Here is a 24093-nt window from a genome sequence, read left to right as displayed (position 1 = left end):
GAAGCGTTCACGCCTATGCCGATCGTTTCGAGCCCTTCACACCGCCGCAGGAGATGTTCCGTACGCCGGTAATGCCCCCTACGCTCGGGATATGACCGATCGCTTCATCGAAGTCTCCCTGGACAAGCGCGGCGTCGGCTGCACGGCCAAGTTGCTCGACGATCGTGCCCCGCTCACCTGTGCCGCCGTCTGGGACGCGCTCCCGCTCGGCGGCGACGTCTACCACGCCAAGTACGCCCGCAACGAGATCTACACCCTGGTGCCGCCGTTCGCTCCGGAGGAACCGCCGCTGGAGAACCCCACCATCACCCCGATCCCCGGCGACCTGTGCTACTTCACCTTCAGCGACACCCAGTTGGGCACCGCCTCCTACGGCTACGAGCGCGATGCCGGGCACCGCGGCCGGGCCACCGTCGTCGACCTCGCGCTCTTCTACGAGCGCAACAACCTGCTGATCAACGGCGACGCGGGCTGGGTGCCCGGCATCGTCTGGGGCGCGGTCGTCGACGGCCTGGACCGGATGGCCGACGCCTGCCAGGACCTCTGGCGCGCCGGCGCCCTGGGCGAGACGCTCAACTTCCGGCGGGCCTGAGGGGGCTTACGGGCCGGAGGGTCTGACGGCCCTGACGGGTCTGACGGGTCTTCTGGCGTCCTTTCCTCGGAGGGGCGGACGCTCCCGGGGGAGGCGGCCCCCCCCGGGGGAGGCAGGCCCTCCGGGGGCGTCGACACCCGAACACCCTCCCGGGGCGCCGCCGCCGGAATACCCTCCGCCACCCCCGCGTTGTGGCCCCCGAGGGGGCCCGCCCACCCCCTACGGGAAGTGTTCGCCCCCTCCCTAGGTGACCCGCCCCCTCCCCGCCCCGCCCCTACGAAACCACCGGCCCCGGGATCTCCGCCGCCCCCGCCTCGTACAGCGCGTGCGCGGCACGCAGTACCAGCGCGTCCGCGTGCCGCGCGCCCACCAGTTGCACCCCGATCGGCAGCCCGGCGCCGTCCACCCCGCAGGGCACGGTCGCGGCGGGCTGCTGGGTGAGGTTGAACGGATACGTGAACGGCGTCCAGCCCGTCCACCGCGTGTGGCCGGAACCAGGCGGCACTTCCCGGCCGGCCGGGAACGCGGTGATCGGCTCCGTCGGCGTCACCAGCAGGTCGTACACGCTGTGGAAACGGCCCATCGCCCGCCCCAGCGCCATCCGTACGTCCACCGCCGCCAGATAGTCCAGCGCGCTGTAGCGGGCCCCCTCCTCGCAGATCTCCCGCAGTCCCGGATCCAGCAGCTCCCGGTCGGCCGGCCCCAGCGGCTGCACGAGCCGGGCCGCGCCGCTGAACCACAGCGTGTGGAAGGCCGCCACGGGATCCGCCACCCCCGGATCGATCTCCTCCACCTCCGCGCCCAGCCCCGCCAGCGTGTCCACCGCCCGGCGCACCGCGGCCGCCACCGCCGGCGCCACCGGCACGTCCCACCCCAGCGACGGGCTGTAGGCCACCCGCAGCCCCGTCACCTTCCCGGCCAGCGCCTCCCGGAACGACCCCGCCACCGGCGCCAGCTGCGACCAGTCCCGCCAGTCCGGGCCGCAGATCACATCCATCATCAGCGCCGCGTCCGCCGCGTCCCGCGTCATCGGCCCCACATGCGCCAGCGTCCCGAACGGGCTCGCCGGATACGCCGGCACCCGCCCGTACGTCGCCTTCAGCGCGAAGATCCCGCAGAACGACGCCGGGATCCGCACCGACCCGCCGCCGTCCGTCCCCAGACTCAGCGGCCCGGCCCCCAGCGCCACCGCCGCCGCACTGCCCCCGCTGGAGCCGCCCGCGGTGCGCCCCGGGTCGTACGGATTGCCCGTCACCCCGTGCCGCGGACTGTCGGTGACGCCCTTCCAGCCGAACTCCGGGGTGGTGGTCTTGCCGACGAACACCGCCCCGGACTCCCGCAGCCGGGCCACCGCCGGCGCGTCCTCGTCCCACGTCGCACCCTCGGCCCGGACCGTCCGCGAGCCGCGCAGCGTCGGCGCACCCCGCATCAGCAGCACGTCCTTGACGGTCACCGGCACGCCGTCCACCGGCCCGGCGGGCGCGCCGCGCCGCCAGCGCTCCGCCGACGCCGCGGCCTGCGCCAGCGCCTGCTCGGCGTCGATCCGGGTGAAGGCGTTGACGGCGGCCCGGGCGGTCTCGGCGCGCTCCAGCACGGCCCGGGTCGCCTCGACGGGGGAGAACTCGCCGGCGGCGTAACCGGCGAGCAGACGGGTGGCGGTGAGGTCGGCGAGGCGGGTCGGTCCGTTGGTCATGCGTCCTCCGAGCGTCGGCCGCCCCGGGCGGGGCGGCGGGCGGGGCACGGACCGCCGCGGGCCGGGCCCGGACGGCCCGCGCGGTCAGGTCACCGGTACATATCCGAGGCGTTTGTCGACCACGTTGCGCAGTGGCTCGCCGGCCGCCCACCGGTCGAAGTTGTCCTGGAACTGCTCGGCGAGCGCGTCCCGCCAGCCCAGGGTGTCGCCGCTCATGTGCGGCGAGACGATCAGATGCGGCACGTCCCACAGCGGGCTGTCCGCGCCCAGCGGCTCGTCCGCGAAGACGTCCAGTGCCGCCGCCGCGATCCGCCACTCCCGCAGCGCCGCGACCAGCGCGTCCTCGTCGACCAGCGGCCCGCGGGCGACGTTGACGAAGCGGGCCCGCCGCGGCATCAGGGCGAACGCCGCGGCCCCGAACATCCCCCGGGTCTCCTCCGTCAGGGGCGCCGCGCACACCACCCAATCCGCGTGCGGCAGCAGTCCGTTCAGGGCCCCCGCGGCGTGCACCCGGCCGAACTCCGGATCGCCGGTCCGCTCACGTCGCCCGACCAGGTCGACGCCGACACCCAGTGCCAGCAGGGTGCTGCCGACGGCCCGGCCGATCGGCCCCGACCCGACCACCACCGCCCGGGTGCCGGCCAGCCGCAGCGTCTCCCGGTGCTGCCAGCGCCGCTGCCGCTGCAGCTCCCAACTCCCGTAGAAGTCCTTGGCCATGGCGATCACCAGTCCGGCGACGTACTCGGCGATCGGCTGCTCGAAGACCCCGCGCGCGTTGGTGACGACGGTGTCGTCGGCGATCAGCGCCGGGCACAGCAGCCGGTCGACGCCGGCGCTGGCGGTGTGCACCCAGCGGGGCCGCGGGCCCTGCCCGGGCCAGCTCTCCCGGATCGCGTCGGAGGTGAAATCCCAGGCCAACAGCACGTCGGCGGTGGGGAGTAGACCGGCCAGGGACGGCTCGTCGGAGAAGACGATCTCGGCTCGGCCGGCGAGCCGGTCCAACCGCGGAGGCGGTTCGGAGCCCAGAACGAGGACGGTGGGGACGGTGGGGACGGTGGTGCTTCCGGGGTCGTCGGTGCTGTCGGTGCTAACGGACATAGGCCAGAGAAACCGTTCTGAAAACGAGTGCCCCGTATCGCGGAACAGGGCGCCGACAGATGCCTGAGATGCGAGGATTGACCACGCTAAGAAGTCGTATCTACCGTGTCAACAACGGCTCTGTCCCGACGTCCCCGGCTTGTCCGGCTGCACCACCTCTCCGGCCACTGGCCGTGCCCTCCCAGCCCTTCGCGCCTTCTAGGGGCCTTCATGGACGTCTCTTTCCTGGGTGGCCCACAGCCGCAGCTCGGCGTGGGTGTCGTCGCTCCCTTCGACTTCGCGCTCGACCGCGAGCTGTGGCGCTGGGTCCCCGACGACGTGTCCCTCCACCTGACCCGAACTCCCTTCGTGCCCGTCGAGGTCAGCCTCGACCTGGCCCGCCTGGTCAGCGAGCACGAGACCCTGGACGCCGCAGTCCAGGCACTGTGCGCGGTGTCTCCGCAGGTCATCGCCTACGCGTGCACCTCCGGCAGTTTCGTCGGCGGCATCGCGGGCGAACGCGCGATGTGCGCGGCCATGACCCAGGCGGGAGAGGTGCCGGCCCTGACCACCTCGGGCGCCGCGCTGGAGGCCCTCCGCGAGATCGGCGCCCGGCGCATCGCCGTCGTCACCCCGTACACCAAGTCCGTCACCCGATCCCTGGAGGAGTACCTCGCCCAGGCGGGCATCACCGTCACCGGCCGTGCCTATCTCGGACTCACCCGGCACATCTGGAAGGTCCCCTACCGCGACGTCGTCGACATGGCCCGCGCGGCCGTCGTCGGAGCCGCCGACGCCCTCTTCATCAGCTGCACCAACCTCCCCACCTACGACGTCATCCCCCAACTGGAGGCCGAGCTGCGGATGCCCGTGCTCTCGGCCAACCAGGTGACGATGTGGGCCGCGCTGCGCGCCATCGGAGTCCGCGCCGTCGGCCCGTACCAGGCGCTGCTCGACCCCGTCGCGCGCAGCGGCCCGGCGGCCATGACCGGCACCCAGCCACCGCCGCGGAGCGAAGGGGGACCAACTCCCGAGGCCGCCCTGGCCGGCCCGCCGGTCCCGCCCGACGCGGAAGCGGGCGACGGTCCCGAACCGCCCCCGTACCTCCCCGACGACCCGGGCCGGCGGCCCCCGGCCTGAGCCCGGCCCGCCGCACCACCGCACACCGCACCCACCACCCGCAAGGGAGACCTGCATGGCATCGGTCGGCTTCCTCTACCCCGGTCACTCCGCCGAGGACGACTACCCCCGGCTGGAGGCACTCCTGGGCGGCGCGGTCGGCCTGCCGCTCGTCCACACCGACATCGGCGAGGACGCCCACCGCGTCGACGCCCTGCTGGAGATGGGCTCCGCGGCCCGCCTCGCGGCCGGCGTCGCCGCGCTGCGGGACCGCGGCGCCGAGGCCGTCGTCTGGGCCTGTACGAGCGCCAGCTTCGTCTACGGCTGGGAGGGCGCCCAGGAGCAGGTGCGGGAGCTGTCGGCCACCGCCGGGCTGCCCGCCTCCAGCACCTCCTTCGCCTTCGCGCACGCCGTCCGGGCCCTCGGCGCCCGGCGGGTCGCGATCGCCGCCACCTATCCGGCCGACGTCGCCGAGTACTTCCACGCCTTCCTCAAGTCCGCCGGCACCGAGGTCGTCGCCACCCGGGGCAGCGGCATCATCACCGCCGCCGAGGTCGGCACCTGGGGCCGTGAGGAGGTCCTGGAGCTGGCCCGGGCCGGCGACCACCCCGACGCCGAGGCCGTCCTGCTGCCCGACACCGCCCTGCACACCGCCGCCCATCTGCCCGCCCTCGAAGCCGCACTCGGCAAACCGGTCCTCACCGCAAATCAGGTGACGGTCTGGGAGGGCCTGCGCCTGCTGGACCGCCCCCTGGCCTGCCCCGAGCTCGGCACGCTCTTCTCCCGCCCGGCCCGCTAGGTCCCGACCGACGGGTCCGCCAGACCCCGACCGGCGGGTCCGCCAGACCCCGACCGGCGGGTCCGCACGGGCCCGCCCCGCCCCTCCCGGCGCCCGGCCCACCGCCTTACGGCACACGGCCCCCGGGCGCCTCCCACCGCTTCCCGCCCCTCACCCGTCCGGACGCATCGCCCCACCCGGGAATAACCGGAGAACTGCTCCGGTTACCCCCTCGCAGACCCGCAGACCACCGACGTCAGAAGCGCGACGCGAGGAGGACCCGCACCGTGAGCGGCGAAGACCAGCAGACCCCGGGCACCGACGGCAAAACCGGGGACGACGGCATACGCGGCACCGCCCTGGGCACCGCACCCGTCCCCCTGTCCGTGCTCGACCTCGTGACGGTCGGCGCCGGCAGCACCGCCACCGCCGCGGTCCGCACCGCCGCCGACATCGCCCGCACCGCCGAGCGCCGCGGCTACCACCGCTACTGGGTCGCCGAGCACCACTCCATGCCCGGCGTCGCCTCCTCCTCGCCCGCGGTGCTCCTGGCCCACCTCGCCGCACACACCGAGCGCATCCGCCTCGGCTCCGGCGGCGTGATGCTGCCCAACCACGCCCCCTTGGTCATCGCCGAGCAGTTCGGCACCCTGGAGGCGATGGCCCCCGGCCGCGTCGACCTGGGCCTGGGCCGCGCCCCCGGCACCGACGGCGCCACCGCCGCCGCCCTCCGCCGCACCGAGAGCCTCCACGAAGGTGCCGATCAATTCCCGCAGCAGCTCGCCGAGTTGACCCGGTTCCTCGACGACGACTTCCCCGACGGCCACCCCTACGCGCGCATCCACGCCGTCCCCGGCCCGATCCAGTCGACCTCCCCCGGCGGCGTCCAGTCCCCGCACCGCCCGCCCCTGTGGCTGCTCGGCTCCTCCGGCTTCAGCGCCCGCCTCGCCGGCACCCTCGGCCTGCCGTTCGCCTTCGCCCACCACTTCTCCGCGGCCAACACCGTCCCCGCCCTCGACCTCTACCGCGCGTCCTTCCGCCCCTCCGAGGTCCTCGCCGAGCCGTACGCCCTGATCGGCGTCTCCGCGCTGGCCGCCGAGGACGAACAGCAGGCGCTCCGCCAGGTCCGCACCGGCGCCCTCGCCATGCTCCGGCTGCGCACCGGCCGCCCCGGCCTGGTCCCCACCCCCGAGGAGGCCGCCGCCCACCACTTCAGCGCCGTCGAGCAGGACTTCGTCGACGGCTGGCTCGGCAACGTCGTCCACGGCACCCCCGACGCCGTCCGCCAGGGCCTCGACGACCTCGTCAAGCGCACCGGCGCCGACGAGCTGATGCTCACCGCCAACGCCCACACCGGCGAGGCCCGCCGCCGCTCCTACGACCTCATAGCCGACGCCTACGGGCTCCCGCAGCACTGAGGCGGCGGCGCGGGGCGCGCGGCGGCTCAGCCGCAGGCGCGCCCCGCGTCCAGCAGCGCCTCCACCCGGTCCGGTGCCACCGGCCGGGAGTAGAGCCAGCCCTGCCCGGTGTCACAGCCGATCCGGCGCAGCCGCTCGGCCTGCTCGGCGCTCTCCACGCACTCCGCCGTCACCGTCAGCCCCAGCCGGTGCGCCAGCGCGACCAGCGCCTCGACGATCATCTCGTCCGCCGGATTCGGGTGCTCCTGCGACCGGAAGCCGTGCACGAACGACCCGTCCAGCTTCAGCACCGACACCGGCAGCCGGCTCAGATAGGCGAGGTTGGAGTAGCCGGTGCCGAAGTCGTCGATGGCGATCCGCACCCCCATGTCGCTGAGCGCCTGCAGCGCCTGCAGCGGCCGTCCCGCCGACCCCATCACCGCGGACTCGGTCAGCTCCAGCTGGAGCAGCCGCGGCGGCAGCCCGGTCTCCGCCAGGATCCCGGCGACGTCCGCCACCAGGTCGGAGTCCCACACCTGACGCACGGCCACATTCACACTGACGAACAGCGGCTGGTCCCCGGGGTGCGCCAACTGCCAGGCCCGCGCCTGATAGCAGGCCCGCTCCAGCACCCAGCGGCCCAGCTCCACGATCGCGCCGTTCTCCTCGGCCAGCGCGATGAACCGATTCGGCGACAGCACCCCGAACTGCGGATGCCGCCACCGCACCAGCGCCTCCACCCCCTGCGCCCGGCCGTCCCCCAGCCCGACCAGCGGCTGGTACTCCAGCGTGAACTCCCCGCGGTCCACCGCCGGCCGCAGCGTGCTGGACAGCGCCTGCCGGGTCATCCGGTGGGCGTTGCGCTCCGGGTCGAAGAGCGTCCACCGGGCCTTGCCGTCCTCCTTCGCCCAGTACAGCGTGGTGTCCGCGGCCTGCATCAGCCCCGTCGCGGTGGTCCCGTTCGCCGCCCGCTCCACCACGCCGATGCTCGCCGACACCGACATCCGCTGCCCGGCCAGGTCGAACGGCCGCTGCAGCGCGTCCAGCGCCGACTGCGCCAGCTCCGCCAGCTGGTCGGTGCCGGTGGAGTCCTCCACCAGCAGCGCGAACTCGTCCCCGCCCAGCCGCGCCACCAGATGCCCGCCACGGCCCGGCCCGCGCTCCGCGGCCCGCTCGGCGCAGCGCGTCAGCCGCTGCGCCACCGCGCTCAGCAGCCGGTCGCCGACCCGGTGCCCCAGGGTGTCGTTGACCGCCTTGAAGCCGTCCAGGTCCAGATAGCACAGCCCGATCCGGCCGGTGCCGGCCCGCTCGAACGAGGCCGCCTCCAGCGCCGCCGAGAGCCGCTCGAAGAACAGCGTGCGGTTGGGCAGCCGGGTCACCGGATCGTGCATCTGCAGATGCCGGAGCCGGGCCAGCAGATCGTGCCGGTCGCTGATGTCCGCCGCCGACAGCAGCACCCGCTCCTCGCCGCCCAACGGCCCCTCGGTCACCGGCTCGACGGTCACCTCCACCCATACGGAGGTCCCGTCGGAGCGTTTCAGCCGTCGGGTGCAGCGCAGCCGCTCGCTGCGGCCGCACAGCACCTCGCGGTACGCGCTCCACACCCGCGGGTCGGCGCCCAGGTCGGTGAGGTCGGCGGCGGTGGCGGCGACCAGCTCGTCCGGGTCGGCGCCCACCAGGGCACCCAGCGCGGGATTGGCGGCGAGCACCAGCCCGTCGCGGTTGAGGACGGCCATCGGCAGGCTCGCGGCGAGGAAGGCGGCGCGGTAGTCGCCGAGCGAGGCGGCGGTGCCGTCGCAGCGCGCCGCGGCGTCGCAGGGCGGGGAGGCGGACCGGGCGACGGGGTCTTTGGTCGAACCATCACGCTCCGTCACCGATGGCAGTGTTGCTCCGGACGTGCGGCCCGGGCTGTCGGGGTGTCCGCTCACTGCTCGCTCCCGCATGGCGCTTGTCTCGTGACGGAGGGGGGACCTCGCCCTGGAAAGTGTGGCGATCATAGAGGCTGGCACGAGGGCCGATCCAGCGACGAAGCCGTGACCATCCGCACGCATGACGGAAGTTCAGCCAAATCTGCCCGGCTCTGTTCGCCCCTATTGCACCTTTAGTCGCTTGTGACTTTCCGTTACGAGACGGGGGAGGCGCGCGGGTCACCCCTTCGGGCTGCCATATCAGGACGAAGAGCATGAAATCACCTCAGGGTAAGTGGGTGTCCCGAATCCACCCCTGGAGGTCCACGTGCCGCGCGCCCAGACACCCCACGGGGTGGATCGCCGACGCATGCGGCGCGTCGCAGCCATCGCCACCTCCCTGAGCGCGCTCATCGCGACCTCCATCGTCACCGGCCCCGCCACCGCCTCCGAAGCCGCCCTCTCCTGCGCCCTGGGACGCACCGACGCCCACCACTCCGAAGGCGTCGACAGCTGGAACGGCGACTACCCCCGCCCCGACCACCGCCTCGACGCGGTGATGATCTACCTCTCCTTCCCCGACGCCCGCCCCACCTCCACCCCCCAACAGCTCTCCGGCGACTACTTCCCCGCCACCGACCGCTTCTTCGAGCGCGCCTCCTACGGCAGGTTCCGCCTCCGCACCCACGTCCACCACCACTGGGTCCGCATGCCGCACCCCTCCACCTGGTACGGCATACAACGCGACTGGGACACCGGACGGCGCTCCGCCTACCTCCGCGACGCGGTCGCCGCCGCCGACCCCGTCATCGACTTCAGCCGCTACGACCTCGTCTACCTCGCCGCCGACCCCGGCGCCCCCGGCGTCGACTCCGACGCCACCAAAGTCGTCAACCTCGACCAGCCGATGCACGTCGACGGCGTCGACATCAGCCGCTTCGTCACCGTCTTCGAGCACAGCCCGCCCGACCGCAACGTCCTCGCCCACGAAACCGGCCACGTCTTCGACCTGCCGGACCTCTACCACCGCCCCGAGAACGGCCACGGCGACTGGGACACCTACGTGGGCGACTGGGACCTCATGGGCAGCCAGTTCGGACTCGCCCCCGACCCCTTCGCCTGGCACAAGTGGCGCCTGGGCTGGATCACCGACAGCCAGGTCGACTGCGTCTCCCTGGACCGCCCCCGGATGCACGCACTGCGCCCCCTCTCGGCGCCCGACGACCCCGCCGACCGCCACCGCCCCCGCCTCCTGGTGGTCCGCACCGGCCCCGAGACCGCCCTCGCCATGGAAGCCCGCGCCGCCGAGGGCAACGACCGCTCCATCTGCACCGAGGGCGTCCTCGTCTACCGCATCCGCAGCTCCACCGCGTCCGGCTCCGGCCCCGTCCGGGTCCTCGACGGCCACCCCGGCACCTCCGCCTGCTGGGGCACCTCCGTCTATCCGCCGCTCGCCGACGCCCCGCTCGGCGTCGGGGAGAGCCTCAACGACACCGAGGACGGCGTACGCGTCCAGGTCGGGGGCCGGTCCGCCGACGGCGAATGGGCGGTCAAGGTCACCCACAGCACCGCTTAGTACGCGGCGCCGCCCAGCGCACGGCAAGCCCTGTACACGGCAACGGACCCCACGTACGACGAAGGCCCCCACCGGAGTGAGGGCCTTCGACCGTCTGTGCGCCGCCAGGGACTCGAACCCCGGACCCGCTGATTAAGAGTCAGCTGCTCTAACCAACTGAGCTAGCGGCGCCTGCTGACGGGGAAAACATTAGCATCCTGGCCGGGGAGGGCAAAAATCGATTCCCCTCAGCCGCCCGTCCGCCCCGTATCCACACCCTGAACAGCCAGTTCATGGTGCTCGCGGGCAGTCTCCCGATCGGCCCCCAGCCCACCCCGCGCGGCCCGCACACACGCCCACAACAACACCTCGGGCCCCGGCAACCACGGCTCCCGCACATCCGGCGCAACCAGCCAACGCGAGGCGGCGCCGCCCTCCCGAACCCCGGAACCGGTGAGGCCGTCACCGCCGCCGAACCCGAACCCGGCACCGACGAAGCCGACGCCGTCCTCGGCGAACCCGCAACCGGCGAAGCTGCCACCGCCCTCGGCGCCCCCGGAGGCGGCGAACCCGACGCCGACCTCGGCGAAACCGGGACGGGTGGACCCGGGACCGGACTCGGCGGGCCGGGGAGTGGTGAACCCGCGCCCGGCCGCCTGCCCCCGCCGACCACCCGCCCCGCCCGTCCTCGCCGCGCCCGTTCCCGTCCCACCCTCGGTGTGACCCGCGGCCTGGGGATGCAACGGATGCAACGGCGGTACCGTCACCGCGTCCCCGCTGCCGTGGCACAACAGGGGCGGGACCGCGCTGCCCCACTCCTCCCAGGCCAGCAGCGCGGGCAGCCGCTGGGCCGTCCCGGGGGCCGCGAACAGCAGGATCCGGCCGCGGTGCATGGCCACCGGCCCCGACCCGGGGCCGGCCGACCACAGCCGGTCCACCATGCGCCGCCCGAAGAGCGCCGGGGCGTTGATCACGTCGAAGACCGTCCCGCACGGCAGCGTGCTCGGCGCGGTGGGCCGCTCCGCCCACAGCCGGTGCTGGCCCTCCGGGTGCGGGCTGGCGGAGGCGAGCCAGTCGGCCCCGGCGAGCGTGACGTACGCCGTGGTGGGGAAGGCCAGGTTCCGCGGAGTCTCAGGCAGCCATTCGCTCATGGGACCGGTCTATCGACTCCCCGCGCCCCGCCAGAGCCGATTGGCGGAAACCGGGACAGGACGGCGCGCCGGGGAGTATCTTCTCCTCCCGCATATGCCAGGGGCCCATGATCTTGACCCAAGAGCCGAGAGATACCCCTTGAGCACCATGTGACTCCCGTGACGGGAAGGCGCCGGTGACGGGAAGGTCCCGGCACGGCCCCGCCGCGGGAAGACCCCCGTCACGGGAAGACCCGCGCTGCGGGAAGGGGAGGCGGGCGGCCGCGCGGACGGCACCGCCGCGGACGCCGGTCCCGGCGTCGTCTGGCGGCAACCGGAGCCCGCGGCTCGGCTGACCGGGGCCCGCGGCTCAGTCGGCGTCGGGCGGCACCGTGCTGCCGCTGCGCAGCAGGCTCCGGCCGAACTCGACCATCTTCTGCGCGTAGTCCTCGGTCCAGTCGGCCCGCTCGGCGACCTCCGCCAGCGGCAGCCGGTCGAAGCGACGGGGGTCGGCCAGCTGGGCCGCGGCCATCGCCTGGAACTCCGTCGCGCGGTCGGCGGCGGCGCGGAAGGCGAGCGTGAGCTCGGTCGCGCGGCCGAGGAGCGCACCGGGATCCTCCATCGACTCCAGCCCGAAGAAGTGCTCGGGGTCGGCGGTGGCCTCGGGCGGCTCGAACAACAACTGCGCGGGCCTCATGCGGCGGGGGGCGGGCGCCGTACCGCGGGGATCGGGAGCCGGCTGCGGCTCGGACATGTACCTACCTCCATCGTTGTGTGCCGCATTCCATTGTCCCGCCCGGCGCAAGGGGGCCGGTGGGCGCTTCCCGCGTCAGGGTCGGGGGGGCTGGATGGGAGGCGGGGCGGTGGGGAGGTGGGTTGGGTCGAGGCTCTCGTTGGCGTTGGCGTTGGCGTTGGCTGGCTCTGGCTCTGGCTCTGGTTTTGGTTCTGGTTTTGGTTTTGGCGGTGCGGTGGGTTGGGCGGGGCCTGGTGGGACGCCGTGGGGGCCGCCTGCCTCCTTCCTTGTTCCGGCAACGATTACGGAGCGTGAGAAGTTCCTGACTCGATCACTTAGTGTAGTTGGGTGGGCGGGGTGGCGTTAGGGATGTGGATGGCGGCGGATAGATGGGGAGGACGAGTGAAGGGGAGGGTGATGAACGGGGTGGGGGTGTGCGGGCCTGCGGGGTGATCGGTTGAGGCCGGGTCGCGCCCTGGGCCCTGTCGTCGAACTCCCGTCTGCCGTCCGGCGCCCGGCACGCACTCTCGCCGCACCGGACACCGCCCGGTCCGCCCTCCGGGCGAGCGACGGGAGTTCGACGACAGGATGACGACAGGATTCAGGGGCGTAGGGGGATTCGGTGTTCGTTCAGGTGGGAGAGGACGGCGTGGTTCGCTTCCCAGCCGTCGGGGAACTTCACGGTGACGCCCAGTTGGACGGGTTCCGTGGCGGGGTGCTCGTCGAGGAGTTCGGCGACGCCGGCGCGGCAGACGACGATGCAGGAGTGCCGGTGCCGGGAGGCGAGCACGCACAGCCGTCCGGTCTCCAGATGGAAGGCGGTCGCGTCGGGGCGGCCGGAGAGCGGGTGGAGGACGACGGTGACGTCGAACTCGCGGCCCTGGAGGCGGTTGGCGGTGTCGACGGCCACGCCGGTCACGCCGAGTTCGGCGAGGGCGGCGCGGACGGCCGCGGCCTGGTCGCGGTGGGCGGTGCCGACCGCGATCCGGGCGGCGGTCAGCGGCGCGGGTGCGTCGGCCTGTTCGCTGGTGGCGGCCCCGCCGCGGTCCAGGAGGCGGCGGACGACCAGGGCGAGGGCGCGTACCGCCTCCGGGTCGGTGCGCGGGGTGCGCCGGGCGGGTAGTTCCAGCAGCCCCCAGCCGGACTCCGCGGCCTCGTCCAGGACGCGGTCCACGGCCGAGCCGTCGCCGGCCACGCCGAACGCCAGCCGTCGGTCGCCGGGCCCGGTGCCGCTGCGGAACGGGGTGTACGGGTAGAACGCGCCGGACACCAGGGGCGCGGCGGAGGCCGGCAGCCGCCAGGAGACGGGGAGGCGGTGCTGCGGCAGGTCGGGGTTGTGCGCGAGGAGGGTGGAGACGGCGCTGGCGGACGGGTCGTAGGAGAGGCCGGCCCACTGGTCGGCGCCGACCACGCTGAACGGGTCCAACTGGCCCGGGTCGCCGACGAAGAGCGCCCGCTCGAAGAGGCCGGCGACGCTCAGCAGCGCGTCCGAGCGCATCTGGTACGCCTCGTCCACGATGGCGTGCCGCCAGGGCTCCTCGACCTTGGTCCAGGCCCACTTGGCGGCGGTGGAGACGACGACGTCCATGGCGGCGAGGTCGGCGATCCGGGCGGAGGTGCGGACGGCGGGGAGCTCCGCGAGGGCGGGGTCGAAGGCGCCGGGTTCGCTGGAGTGGAGCCGGCCCACGGGGAGGTCGGGGTCCTTCGCGGCGAGGCGCAGGACGAGGTCGTCCACCTGGGCGTTGGTCTGCGCGACGATCATCAGCCGGCGGCCGGCGGCGGCGAGTTCGCGGGCGGCGCGGACGACCAGGGTGGACTTCCCGGCGCCCGGCGGGGAGTCCACGACCACGCCGCGGCGGTTGCTGTGCAGCGTGTCGCGGAGGATCGCGTCGGTGGCCTCGGCGGCCGCCGCGGCGGGGTCGGCCGGCGGCGGCACGGACAGGGGCGGAGGGGGAGGGGGCGTCATGCCGGGGCGTTCTCCGGGGAGTTGGCGGGCGGTGGGTGGTGGGGGACGGCGCGCGGACGTCCGGCCGGGGACCGGTGCGGGAGCCCGCATCTTGCAGAGGGTCCACATCTCGCAGAGAGCCCACGTCTTGCAGGGGCCCCGCATCTCACGGAGAGCCCACACCTCGCAGGGGCCCCATACCTCGCGAGGGTCCCGCACCTCACAGGAGATTCGCCCCTCACAGGAAGTCCTCCGCCGTCACCGCGTCCTCGGCCGCGGCCGGTGGTGGCACGTCGGCGGTGTCGGCCGGCGGGCCGCCGTGGGTCCAGGGGGTGTCCTCCGGTTCCGGGAGGGTGGGGCCGCCGCGCGGGGCGTGTTCGAAGAGGGTCCAGCACAGGATGTCGCCGGGTTCCGGGACCGAGCCCGGTTCGGGGGTGCGGCCGCGGCCCATGCCACCGGTGAGCCGGAGCACCGGCGCGCCCGGGTCGTCGTCGGCGTGGGCGACGAACTCGGCGGTCTGGCTGCGGCCGTCGGCGAGCGCGCGGTGGAGCTTGGTGCCCTCGGCCAGCGGGGGGCGGTCGCCGGTGTGCAGCGTCACCAGGGGGCGCGGCATCGGCCGGGCGCCCTCGGAGAACGCCGTCTCGACGGCGGTGACCGTGCCCCGCAGTGCCTCGCCGGTCAGCCGCCGGGCGGCCATCACCAGAGGGTCGTCCAGGGCTTCCTGGGCGTCCAGTTGGGCCTGTGCGGCCTCGCGGGCGGCGAGTTTCCGGGCGGCGGTGACCGCGTCGTCCCGGGTGGGCTGCGGGGGTTCGCCGGCGCGGATCCGGTCGCGGTGGGCGGTGTACGACCAGCGGTCGCGCTTCCACCGGTCGGGGACGCGGGCGCCCTCGGGGAGCGCGCGGAGCAGGTCGACGCCCTGCCAGACGGCGTCCCAGGTGGGCCGCAGCCGGCTCTCGACGAGGGCGCGGATCTCTTCCGCGGCACCGGGGCTTCCGGCGTCGTGACGGGCGATGGCGGGGGCCAGCAGCCGGTTGTCGAAGGCGGGGTCGGTGGCGGGGCCGGCCGGCGGGCAGTGCAGTTGGCCGTCCGCGTCGCGGGCCCCTTCGGCGAACGCGGCGGCCTCCTGGGCCGGTACGCCGGGCGGCGGCGCGATCCAGGCGAGCAGCGCGCCCAGGTGCTGGTCCTCCAGGGCGCTCTGGCCGGTCGCCCAGTGGCGGGTCAGCAGACCCGTCATGGACTGCAGCAGGCAGGAGCCGGGCACCCGGGCCCGCTCGCCGAGGTGGGTGAGCCAGCGGCCCAGCAGCGGGACGTGCGGCGGCGCCGGGTGGGGCGTCTCCGGGTCCTGTTCGGCCGTCCGCCGGAACCGCATCGAGCGGCCCAGCAGCCGGACGTACTCGACGCCGGCGGCGCCGGGCACGATCAACTGCGGGGCGTCGGTGCACAGTTCGACCTGCACGGGGACCTTCTTGCCGGTCTCGGCGTCGGTCTCCTTGCGCTCCTCGTACTCGACGTCGTCGGCGAAGCCCTCCACGTAGGGCAGCACCGCCTCGGCCAGGTCGGCGAGGAAGGCGAACCGCAGGTCGCGGTCGCGGGGCTGGGGGACGGTCAGCAGCAGGGGCTTCTCCCGGTCGGTGCCGACCAGTGCGCCCAGCGGGGCGCCGGCCTCGCCGGCGGTGGTCAACGGGACGAGGACCAGCGGGTGTTCGGCGAGGTGGCGGTGGCGGACCGTGGTCAGCGGCCGGGCGCGGCCGGCGGCCACCGCCTCCATCCGGGCCAGTGTCTCGACGAGCGTCATGCGTCCTTCCCCTTCCCGTCCCGGGGCGCGGGTACGGGGGCGGCGCCGGAGAGTGCCTCGGCGCGCAGTGCGGCGGCGGTGCGGAGGGCTTGGACGGCGGGGTCGTCGAGGGCACCGGCGTCCGTGTCCGGTGTGCCGGCGGCGGCCGCCAGGGCCTCCTCGATGGTGCGCAGTCCGCCCAGTTCGCCCCGTACGGAGCGGCCCAGGGTCTCCACCGCGCCTTCCTGGCGGGCCCGCCCGCGGCAGTGGAAGGCGAGTTCGCAGGCGGCCAGGCACTCGGGGGCGTAGGCGGCGGGGACCGCTTCGACGGCCTCGGTCAGTTCCGGGGCCGGGCGGGTCGCGGTCCGGCCGTCGTCGGCGAGCCGGAGGTCGAAGGTGGTGCCCGCGGGGAGCGTGGCGGCGATCTCCTCGACGCGGGTGAGCCGGGCCAGCTGGCGGCGGGTGGTGGCGAGCTGCTTGCGGACGTCGACGGGGGCGGCGGTGGGGAGGTTGGAGAAGTCCTTGGGGCAGACCAGCAGCATCCGGTCGCGGACCCGTACGGGGCGGCCGGTGTGTGCCGCGGCGTGCTCGGCGACCGCCTCCAGGGCGAGGACGTACACGGCCGCCTGCCGGGCCGCGGCGCCGACCTTGGCGGCGTCCGCGGCGCCGTCGATCAGGGGGAAGGACTTGATCTCGACGACGGTCCAGGTGCCGTCCGGGTGCACCACCACGGCGTCCGGCTCGACGTAGGCGGGGGAGCCGGCGACGTCCATGGCCAGCAGCGGGTGGTCCAGCAGTGCCCAGCCGCCGGCGGCGGCCGCCTCGCGCAGGGCCAGCGCGGTGCGGGCGGCCCGGCCCTCGGGTCCGGCCGCGGACAGGTCGGGGCGGGCCACCGCGTCGTCCTCGGGGACGGCGGTGCCCGGTGCGAGCCGCTCGCAGAGCAGCCGCAGCAGCTCCGCGCCGCCGTCGGCCTTCACCCGGGCCTCGAAGGAGTTGCCGCGGGCCAGCGCGAACTGTGACTGGCCGTAGGGGGCGGGGGAGCCCAGTGCGTGGGCCAGCGCGCCCTTGTCGACGCCCGCGCCGTCCAGGAGTGCCCGGCGCCGGCAGCCGGGGTTGGCGGCGAGCGCGGCGAGGGCGCGGGCGTCCAGGGACCGGGGGCGCACGCCGGGGCCGCGCAGTTCGGTCAGGCGCTGCCGCAGACTGGGGACCTTGGTCGTGGCCGCCGCGGGCCGGCTTTCGCGGGAAACGTTCACCTGCCGAAGTCTGGCATCCGGGGCCCCTGGTGCGGGCACGGTCCCCCGAGGTCGTCGAAGGCCCCCGGCGGGTTCCGCGGCGGGTGCGCGATGATGGAGGGGCCGCGGTCAGCGCCGCCCGCGCCCCGCCCAGCACGACGAGAAGCCGGGACACCGGCGAGAGGTACGACCCATGGCACCGCGCATACTCCTGGCCCGGCACGGACAGACGGAGTGGTCCGTCTCCGGCCGGCACACCGGACGCACCGACATTCCCCTGCTGGACGAGGGGCGGCGGGGCGCCAAGCTGCTGGGGGAGCGGCTGCACCGCGCCCCCTTCGACGGCCTGCCGGACGTCGAGGTCCGCACCAGCCCCCTGGTGCGCGCCAAGGAGACCTGCGAGCTGGCGGGCTTCGGGGGGCGGGCGCAGGAGTGGGACGCGCTGATGGAGGTCGACTACGGCGCGTACGAGGGGCTGACGCCGGCGCAGATCAAGGCCGACCGGCCGGACTGGCTGATCTGGCGGGACGGGGTGCCGGCGGGCGAGACGCTCGCCGAGGTCTGCGCGCGGGCCGACGCGGTGGTCGACTGGGCGCGCTCGGCCGACCGCGACGTGCTGGTCTTCGCGCACGGCCACATCCTGCGGGTGCTGGGCGCGCGCTGGCTGGGGCTGGACGTCTCCTTCGCGGCGCGGCTCCGGCTGGCGCCGACGTCGCTGTCGGTGCTCGGCTGGGCGTACGGCGAGCCGGCCGTGGTGAGCTGGAACGAGACCGGCCACCTGGACTGAGCCGGCGACGCACCGTGCGGGGCGCGGCGGCGGCCGGACCGCGGGTCAGACCGGGCGGTGTGCGGTGGGCGCGCCGGCCGCCCGGTGCCGGCGCAGGAAGTCGGCGACCGGGCCGCAGCTGCGGTAGGGGCGGAGTGCGGTCGCCACGCCGTCGAGCATCGTCCGGATGCGGGCCGAGCGGACCTGTTCCAGCAGGGCGAGGGTGCGCAGGGCGGCCGCGGCGGCCTCCTCGGCGGCGCCGCCGGCCGCGAGGTTGCCGGCCAGTTCGGTGCTGAACAGCGCGATGTTGCGGGTGAAGTGCGGGTCCTGCCGGGCCACCGCGCGCCGGGCGTGGTCGGCCGCGCGGCCGTGTTCGCCCAGTGCCGACCAGCACTGGGCGGTGAGGCCGGCGAGTTCGGCCTCGCCGTAGAAGCTCATCCACTCGGGGTCGTGGTCGCCGGGGCCGGCAGCGAAGAGCCGCTCGGCGCGGGCCAGTGCCTGGGTGCAGCCGGTGCGGTCGCCGAGCCCGGCCCAGCCGCCGGCCTCGCGCAGTGCCAGCAGCGACCGCAGCCGTGGTGAGCCGAGCCGTTTCGCGGCCTGTTGGGCGGCCTGTGCGGCCCGTACGGCCTCGCGCGGCCGGCCGGCGTCGCGGGCCAGGAAGGCGGTGTTGCAGAACGCGTGCGCCTCCAGGGCGGCGTCGCCGCAGACCCGGGCGGTGGACAGGGCTTCGGCGTAGTGCGAGCGGGCGTCGTCGAAGCGGCCGGAGTCGTGTGCCAACCAGCCGACGGAGATGGCGAGTTCGCCGGCGCCGGCGTGCAGCCGGTCGTAGACGGCGCGGCGTTGGACGCCGGCGTCGAGCAGTTCGTAGGCGGCGCGCAGGGGTTGGACGGCGCGGTGGTAGAGGCCGTCGGCGCCGTGCCGGTCGTCGAGCAGACGGATCCGGCGGACGGCCTCCTCGACGGCGGTGGCCTCGGTGGCGCCGGCCCGGGCGCCGGGTGCGGTACGGGGTCCGGGCACGGTCGCCGACGGGGGGAACGGTGCGTGCGCCGGGGGACAGAGGCCGGCCAGGCCCAGGGCGGCCGCCGGGCCGCCGGTGATGAACGCGCGACGTAGCACGTCGCTCTCCTCGCAGTTCTGGATACGGGTATCGCGGTGGTCGGGGTCGATCGCCAGGGACGCGGCGCCCGTACGCGCCCCCCGTCCGCGTACCGTCTCCCGCGGCGCGAACCCCATGTCGGGCAGCGTCAGCCCGGGGAACATGTGCCGGAACACCCGTTCGTAGGCGTAGTTCGGGCACCGGATCTCCCCGGACTCGACGCGGCCCACATAGCGGGCGTCGCACGAGACCTGCTCGCCGATCTCACGGGCGGCCCGTCGGACCGCCGCCGCGAACTCGCCGGGCGACAGCCGGCCGCGCAGCTGTCGGAAGGCGGAGTTCGGGCGGGCGGGTACGGTGCGGGACGACGCTGAACGCTGAGCTTGCGACGCCATGGCGGACCTCTCCGTGCCCCAGGGCCCGCCCGGTGGTTTCACGGCCGGGTCCGACCCCGATCCACCGGCAGGCCCTCCTCCGTGCCATCGTGTGACCTGGGGCGCTTCTGACGGATCCCCGTGGACGTCACGGGGATCCGTCAGAAGCGCCCCAGCCGCATCCTGGCGGTGCGGCGGGACGACGGTACCGGCTGTGACGGGTCCACCACCCTGAGTTTGGCTACAAACCGGAATATCTCACCCGCGATCCGCCATGAAGTGCCATCCTTTGCAGCGTTCCGCCGCCGTAGCTGTTGACGCGTTTCCCCGTTGGAGACGGTGTAAAGGGTGTGGCGCGTGCAGGAGGAGGGGTTCTCCGTGTGGGAGACCGGCGTCAGCAGGGGCGGCAAGGAGTCCGCGGGCCGGATCGCGGCCCGCGAGGGGCGCACCGCCCCGGGGATCGTCGCCCAGCCCTGTGACCTGGTCACGGTCCCGGCCCGGCAGGGGCTGGAGGCGGTGGACATCCTGCGGCTGCGGGACGGCGTCGGCCCGGTCCTGCACGACGGTGCCTGCGACACCCTCGGTTTCCTGGTCCCGCCGGGGACGGCCGACGGCTGGGACGTGCCGGGCAGCGCCTGCACCCAGACCTCCGGGCGCGGGATCTCCCTGGCCGGACCGGCGGACGGGCCGCACGCCGGACCCGGCGGCGCCGTGCCGGAGCCGCCGGTGCAGGGGACCGGCTGGCTGGTGCCCCCGGAGGGGGCCTACGCCGATGCCACCGACCCGGTGGTGCTGCGGGCGGCGCTGGGCGAGGCGGCCCGCACGATCGAGGCGGTCGACCGCTGCCAGTGAGGCGGGGGTGGCACGCGGTGCGGCGGCGGGGCGCCCCCGGGCCGTCCCGCCGCCGCACCGCTCCCGGCCGGTCAGCGGTTGGAGAGCGAGTGCCCGTCCGGGGCCGGCGCGGGTGAGGGGTCGGGCAGCGAGAAGCCCGGGGGCAGGCCCGGGGGGCCGGCGGGCAGGTCGGCGGGTTCCGGCGCCGGGTGGTTCCGGCGGGCGGTGGCCAGCGCCTGCTCGTAGACGGCCGTCAGCTCCCGGGCGCTGCGGTCGATGTCGTAGCGGTGCACCACCGGAGGCACCGGCAGGCGGCCCGGTTCGGTGCGCCGCAAGTCCCTGAGCACGGCGGTCAGTTCGTGGACGCCGTGGCCGAAGCGGCGGGCGCCGGGGGCCTGGTCCTCGGGGAGGTCGTCGACGGCCGGGCAGCTGCCGTGGAGGACGTGCAGTCCGGACGCCAGGGCCTCCAGGACGGCCAGGCCGAACGCCTGGTCGGGGGCGGGCGAGACGAAGGCGTCGGCGGCCGACAGCATGCGGGGGACGCCCGGGCCGTCGCCGGGGACCGGTCCGGGCTCGCCGCCGTCGGCGCCGAGCAGGTGGATCCGGTCGCCGGAGCCGAACTGCCCGGCTGTCCGCCGCAGCAGTTCCAGTTCGGGCCCGTCGCCGGCCAGCAGCAGGTGGACGCCGGGGAGTTGGGTCACCGCCCGGACCAGGACGTCGAACCGCTCGCCGGGCACCAGCCGGCCGGCGCCGCCGACCACGAAGGTGTCGGGCGACAGGCCGAAGCGGGCCCGGAGGGTGGCCCGGGCGGCCGGATCGTAGGCGAAGCGGTGCGCCTCGATGCCGTTGGGCACCACGTGGATCCGCCGCTCGGGGATGCCCCAGCGGCGGAGCCGGGCGGCGACGGTGTCGGAGACCGCGACGGTCGCCGAGCCCAGCCGCTCGGTGGCCCGGTACAGGGTGCGGACGCCGCGGGTCAGCCGGCGGCCCTCGATGACGGCGTCGCCCAGCGAGTGCTCGGTGGCGACGATCGCGCGGACGCCGGCCCGCCGGGCGGCGATCCGGCCGTAGACGCAGGCCCGGTAGAGGTGGGTGTGGACGAGGTCGGGGGCGGTGTCGCGGATCAGGGCGGTCAGGCGGGTGAGTGCGGACAGGTCCCGGTTGCCGGTCATGCCGAGGTGGGTGACGGGGGTGCCGTCCGCCTCGATGGCCTCGGCGAGCGGGCCGGGGTTGGTCAGGGTGACGACCTCGCAGTGGGCGGGCAGCCGGCGCAGCAGCAGCCGCAGCTGCTGTGCGGCGCCGCCCACTTCGAGGCCGGTGATGACGTGCAGGACTTTCACCGGATCCCTCCAAGGGGTAGCGGCCAGGGTGGCCTGGTCAGCGGTCGGGTCGGCCTCGTCGGGGGCGGGCGCACGGCGGTGCGGCGGCTGCGGGGTGCGGGCGGCCGGCGTGGTCATCGGGCCGCCCGGCGCGGCAGCGGCCGGCACGCGGCCCGCAGCAGGATCCGCAGGTCCTGCCCCGGCGACCAGCCGTCGATGTAGAGGTTGTCGAAGCGGGCCCGCTCCTCGGCGGGGGCGCCGTCGCGCAGCCCGTGCACCTGTGCCAGGCCGGTGAGGCCGGGCGGCATCCGGTGCCGGGCGGCGTAGTCGGGGTGGCGGCGGGCGAACTCCGCGGCCCGGGCCGGCCGTTCGGGGCGCGGCCCGACCAGGCTCAGGTCGCCGCGCAGGACGTTCCACAGCTGCGGCAGCCCGTCCAGACGGGTGCGGCGCAGCCACCGTCCGAGGCGGCCGGGCCGGGCGCCGGGGCGGGCGGTGCGGAACCGCAGCACGGCGCAGCGGCGGCCGTCCCGGCCCAGGCGCTCCAGCCGGCGGATCACGCCGGGCCCGTCGGTGATCCGCAGGGCCAGCGCGCAGCCGAGCAGCAGCGGCGCCGCCGGCAGCAGCGCCGCGGACGCCAGGACGAGGTCCAGGGCCCGCTTGGCGGGGCCGCCGGGCCGGGCGCCGGCGGCCTCCCACGGCCGGCAGGCGAAGCCCCACAGGTGGCCGGTGCCCGCTCCGGCGGGCCGGCCGTCGCGGGCCGCGGCGGCGCCGGCCAGCCAGACGGCCGTGCCCTGGCCGAGGAACCGGCGGAGCAGCGCCGCGGCGTACGGGTCGCTCTCCGGCGGCTGCAGGAACACCGCGTCGCGGACGGTGTGGCGGATGACGGCGCGGGTGACCGCGTCGGACGAGCGGAGCGCCGGCGGCGTCGCGCCCGCCGGGTCGGTGCGCGGGGCGGCCGGCCCGGTCGGCACCACGCCCACCGGGCGCAGCCCGTACTCCGGGTGCGTCCGCAGCGCCGCGGCCAGCTGCCGGGCGACGGGTTCGGGGCCGACGAGGAGCGCCGACCGGGGCCGGCGCCGGGCGACGGCGCGCCGCACCCGGTACACGGCGGCCCGCCCGGCCGCGGCCAGCGCCGTCTGGGCGGCCACCGCGGCCGGCAGGGCGACCGGGCCGAGCGCCTGCCCGGGGCGGAGCGCGGCCAGCGCCGCGGCCGCCGCGCACCAGGTGGTCGCGGCCCGGCCGAGCAGCGGCCCCAGTTCGTCGAGGGCGGCCGGTGCCGGGCCCGGGCGGTGGTGCCCGGCGCGGAAGGTGAGCAGCAGCAGGAGCGGCACCAGGCCGGCGAGCAGCGCCGGGTCGGCGCCCACGAGGAGCGCGGCACCGGCGGCGGCCAGGGCGTCGGCCGCGGTCAGCAGGGCGGGGGCGGCCCGGCGCGGCGCGGTCCGGGCGGGGAGGACCGGCGGGGGCGGAAGCGCCGGGCGGGCGGACGGGGCGGCGGGGCGGGGCAGTGCGCCGGCCGGCGGCCGGGGGCGGCCTCCCGGGCCGGCGGGGGGCGCGTCCGCGCGTTCGGCCGTCATCGTCCGCCCCGCGCCAGGGCCAGGGCGGGCGGCACGGCGAGCAGCTCCCGGTAGAGGTTGAGCACCGCGCCCGCCGTGCGCCGCCCGTCGTGCGCCATCCGTACGTGGTCCCGCAGCCGTTCGCCGAGCGCGGCGCGCCGGTCCGCGTCGGTCAGCAGGGCGCTGACGGCCCGGGCCAGCGCGGCCGGGTCGTCCGGCGGCACCAGGCAGTCGTCGTCGGCGCCGGCCGGCAGGCACTCCCGGGCCCCGCCGACGTCGCTGAGCACCACGGCCCGGCCGCAGGCCATCGCCTCCAGGGGGACCAGCGCCATCCCCTCCCACCGGGACGGCACCACCACCAGGTCCGCGGCCCGGTACCAGGGGACGGGGCTGTCGGCGGCGCCCGCGAAGAGCACCCCGGGCGGCGCGGCCCGGCGCAGCGCCGCCAGGTCCGGCCCGTCGCCGACCAGCACCAGCCGCGCGTCCGGCACCTTGGTGGCCACCGCGGGCCAGGCCCGCAGCAGCGTCGACTGCCCCTTCTGGGGGCACAGCCGCGCCACGCACACCACCAGCGGCGCGCCGGCCGGCACCGTCCCGCGCAGCGCGGGCAGCGAGGTCCGCAGGATCTCCCGGGTCTCGTCGTCGGTGGGCGAGAAGCGCCGCAGGTCCACGCCGTTGGGGATCACCACCCACCGGCCGGCGACCCCGGCGGCGGTGCCGCGGGTCCGCTGCGCCTCGCTGACGCACAGCATCCGGTGCGTCCAGCGCGCCGCGCGCCGCTCCCAGACCGGCGCCGTCCGGGCGAGCAGCCCGCCGACCGCCTCGAACGGCCAGCAGTGCGGCTGGTGGACGGTCGGGATGCGTCCGCGCACCGCGCGCCGGGCGACGAACCCGGCCCGGGCGCCGTGGACGTGCACGAGGTGCGGGCCGGTGTGCCGGACCAGCCGGGCCAGCCGCCGCGACGCGGACAGCGCCGACCCCAGGGTGCCGCGGGCGTGCCACAGCACCACCTCGGCGCCCGCGGTCGCGGCCTCGGCGTGCAGGGTGCCGCCGGGCGGCGCGGCCACCACCACTCGCAGTCCGGCCGCGACCTGGGACCGCACCAGGCCGGCGACGACCCGGGCGATCCCGCCGTCGACCGGCTGGGACACATGCAGGACGGTGAGCCGCTCCTGGGACGGCGGGTCTTGTGGCGGCACGCGCACTGCTCCCCTGATTACCG

19 protein-coding genes and 1 tRNA gene are annotated in these 24093 nt (G+C 75.7%); 7 read left to right on the top strand and 13 right to left on the bottom strand.

Features of this window, described 5'->3' with window-relative positions; translation table 11 throughout:
- The first annotated feature begins 91 nt into the window (after positions 1–91).
- Positions 92–592, top strand: coding sequence for a DUF3830 family protein (locus K2224_RS01930; protein WP_221904917.1), 501 nt, complete (start codon positions 92–94; stop codon positions 590–592).
- 274 nt (positions 593–866) lie between these two features.
- On the opposite strand, the gene K2224_RS01925 is transcribed toward K2224_RS01930, so the two are convergent.
- Both K2224_RS01925 and K2224_RS01920 read right to left on the bottom strand, forming a co-directional pair.
- On the bottom strand, positions 867–2285 hold the full coding sequence (locus K2224_RS01925) for an amidase (protein WP_221904916.1): 1419 nt from the start codon (positions 2283–2285) through the stop codon (positions 867–869).
- 84 nt (positions 2286–2369) lie between these two features.
- A complete protein-coding gene (locus K2224_RS01920) occupies positions 2370–3383 on the bottom strand; it encodes a D-2-hydroxyacid dehydrogenase (protein WP_221904915.1) in 1014 nt (337 codons plus the stop codon).
- Positions 3384–3593: 210 nt separating this feature from the next.
- Here K2224_RS01920 and K2224_RS01915 point away from each other — a divergent pair, with 210 nt between their 5' ends.
- From K2224_RS01915 to K2224_RS01905, 3 genes are all read left to right on the top strand, one after another.
- The gene (locus tag K2224_RS01915) at positions 3594–4502 is read left to right on the top strand and encodes an aspartate/glutamate racemase family protein (protein ID WP_221904914.1); all 909 of its coding nucleotides are present in this window, start codon (positions 3594–3596) and stop codon (positions 4500–4502) included.
- A gap of 55 nt (positions 4503–4557) precedes the next feature.
- Positions 4558–5280 (top strand): aspartate/glutamate racemase family protein, encoded by a 723-nt coding sequence (locus K2224_RS01910; protein WP_221904913.1) that lies wholly within the window; start codon positions 4558–4560, stop codon positions 5278–5280.
- A gap of 266 nt (positions 5281–5546) precedes the next feature.
- Positions 5547–6677 carry an LLM class flavin-dependent oxidoreductase gene (locus K2224_RS01905; protein ID WP_221904912.1) on the top strand — a complete coding sequence of 377 codons (1131 nt, stop codon included), beginning with the start codon at positions 5547–5549 and terminating at the stop codon, positions 6675–6677.
- Between the two features lie 26 nt (positions 6678–6703).
- Here the strand turns inward: K2224_RS01905 and K2224_RS01900 are convergent, their stop codons facing one another.
- On the bottom strand, positions 6704–8530 hold the full coding sequence (locus K2224_RS01900) for a bifunctional diguanylate cyclase/phosphodiesterase (RefSeq protein WP_221904911.1): 1827 nt from the start codon (positions 8528–8530) through the stop codon (positions 6704–6706).
- 403 nt (positions 8531–8933) lie between these two features.
- On the opposite strand from K2224_RS01900, the gene K2224_RS01895 reads away from it, so the two are divergent.
- Positions 8934–10139, top strand: a complete 1206-nt coding sequence (locus K2224_RS01895) for a M6 family metalloprotease domain-containing protein (protein ID WP_221904910.1) — start codon at positions 8934–8936, stop codon at positions 10137–10139.
- 97 nt (positions 10140–10236) lie between these two features.
- On the opposite strand, the gene K2224_RS01890 is transcribed toward K2224_RS01895, so the two are convergent.
- The 6 genes from K2224_RS01890 to K2224_RS01865 form a co-directional block, all read right to left on the bottom strand.
- Positions 10237–10310: transfer RNA gene (locus K2224_RS01890), tRNA-Lys, on the bottom strand.
- A gap of 56 nt (positions 10311–10366) precedes the next feature.
- Positions 10367–11269 carry a bifunctional DNA primase/polymerase gene (locus K2224_RS01885; protein ID WP_221904909.1) on the bottom strand — a complete coding sequence of 301 codons (903 nt, stop codon included), beginning with the start codon at positions 11267–11269 and terminating at the stop codon, positions 10367–10369.
- Between the two features lie 349 nt (positions 11270–11618).
- On the bottom strand, positions 11619–12002 hold the full coding sequence (locus K2224_RS01880) for a hypothetical protein (RefSeq protein ID WP_221904908.1): 384 nt from the start codon (positions 12000–12002) through the stop codon (positions 11619–11621).
- Between the two features lie 580 nt (positions 12003–12582).
- Positions 12583–13947 carry an AAA domain-containing protein gene (locus K2224_RS01875; RefSeq protein WP_221904907.1) on the bottom strand — a complete coding sequence of 455 codons (1365 nt, stop codon included), beginning with the start codon at positions 13945–13947 and terminating at the stop codon, positions 12583–12585.
- Positions 13948–14164: 217 nt separating this feature from the next.
- Positions 14165–15721 carry a hypothetical protein gene (locus K2224_RS01870; RefSeq protein ID WP_221904906.1) on the bottom strand — a complete coding sequence of 519 codons (1557 nt, stop codon included), beginning with the start codon at positions 15719–15721 and terminating at the stop codon, positions 14165–14167.
- A complete protein-coding gene (locus tag K2224_RS01865; protein ID WP_260692296.1) occupies positions 15718–16953 on the bottom strand; it encodes a hypothetical protein in 1236 nt (411 codons plus the stop codon). The genes K2224_RS01870 and K2224_RS01865 overlap by 4 nt, the downstream gene beginning before the upstream one ends.
- A 172-nt stretch (positions 16954–17125) precedes the next feature.
- Here K2224_RS01865 and K2224_RS01860 point away from each other — a divergent pair, with 172 nt between their 5' ends.
- Entirely contained in the window at positions 17126–17719 is a 594-nt protein-coding gene (locus K2224_RS01860; protein WP_221904905.1) for a histidine phosphatase family protein, read from the top strand.
- 45 nt (positions 17720–17764) lie between these two features.
- On the opposite strand, the gene K2224_RS01855 is transcribed toward K2224_RS01860, so the two are convergent.
- Entirely contained in the window at positions 17765–19189 is a 1425-nt protein-coding gene (locus K2224_RS01855; protein ID WP_221904904.1) for a tetratricopeptide repeat protein, read from the bottom strand.
- A 327-nt stretch (positions 19190–19516) separates the two neighbouring features.
- On the opposite strand from K2224_RS01855, the gene K2224_RS01850 reads away from it, so the two are divergent.
- Positions 19517–20020: a hypothetical protein gene (locus K2224_RS01850; protein ID WP_260692295.1), complete on the top strand. Its 504-nt coding sequence runs from the start codon at positions 19517–19519 to the stop codon at positions 20018–20020.
- Positions 20021–20091: 71 nt separating this feature from the next.
- Here the strand turns inward: K2224_RS01850 and K2224_RS01845 are convergent, their stop codons facing one another.
- The 3 genes from K2224_RS01845 to K2224_RS01835 all read right to left on the bottom strand — a co-directional run bounded on the left by K2224_RS01845 (position 20092) and on the right by K2224_RS01835 (position 24070).
- A complete protein-coding gene (locus K2224_RS01845) occupies positions 20092–21339 on the bottom strand; it encodes a glycosyltransferase (RefSeq protein WP_221909374.1) in 1248 nt (415 codons plus the stop codon).
- A 113-nt stretch (positions 21340–21452) separates the two neighbouring features.
- Complete coding sequence (locus K2224_RS01840; RefSeq protein WP_221904903.1) at positions 21453–22892, bottom strand: sugar transferase; 1440 nt, start codon at positions 22890–22892, stop codon at positions 21453–21455.
- Complete coding sequence (locus K2224_RS01835; RefSeq protein WP_260692294.1) at positions 22889–24070, bottom strand: glycosyltransferase family 4 protein; 1182 nt, start codon at positions 24068–24070, stop codon at positions 22889–22891. The genes K2224_RS01840 and K2224_RS01835 overlap by 4 nt, the downstream gene beginning before the upstream one ends.
- Positions 24071–24093 lie beyond the last annotated feature (23 nt).

It is taken from the genome of Streptomyces sp. BHT-5-2 (assembly GCF_019774615.1).
Lineage (GTDB): Bacteria > Actinomycetota > Actinomycetes > Streptomycetales > Streptomycetaceae > Streptomyces.
Note: the sequence above shows the minus strand (reverse complement) of the source record. Positions and strands in the feature narration are given on the sequence as shown.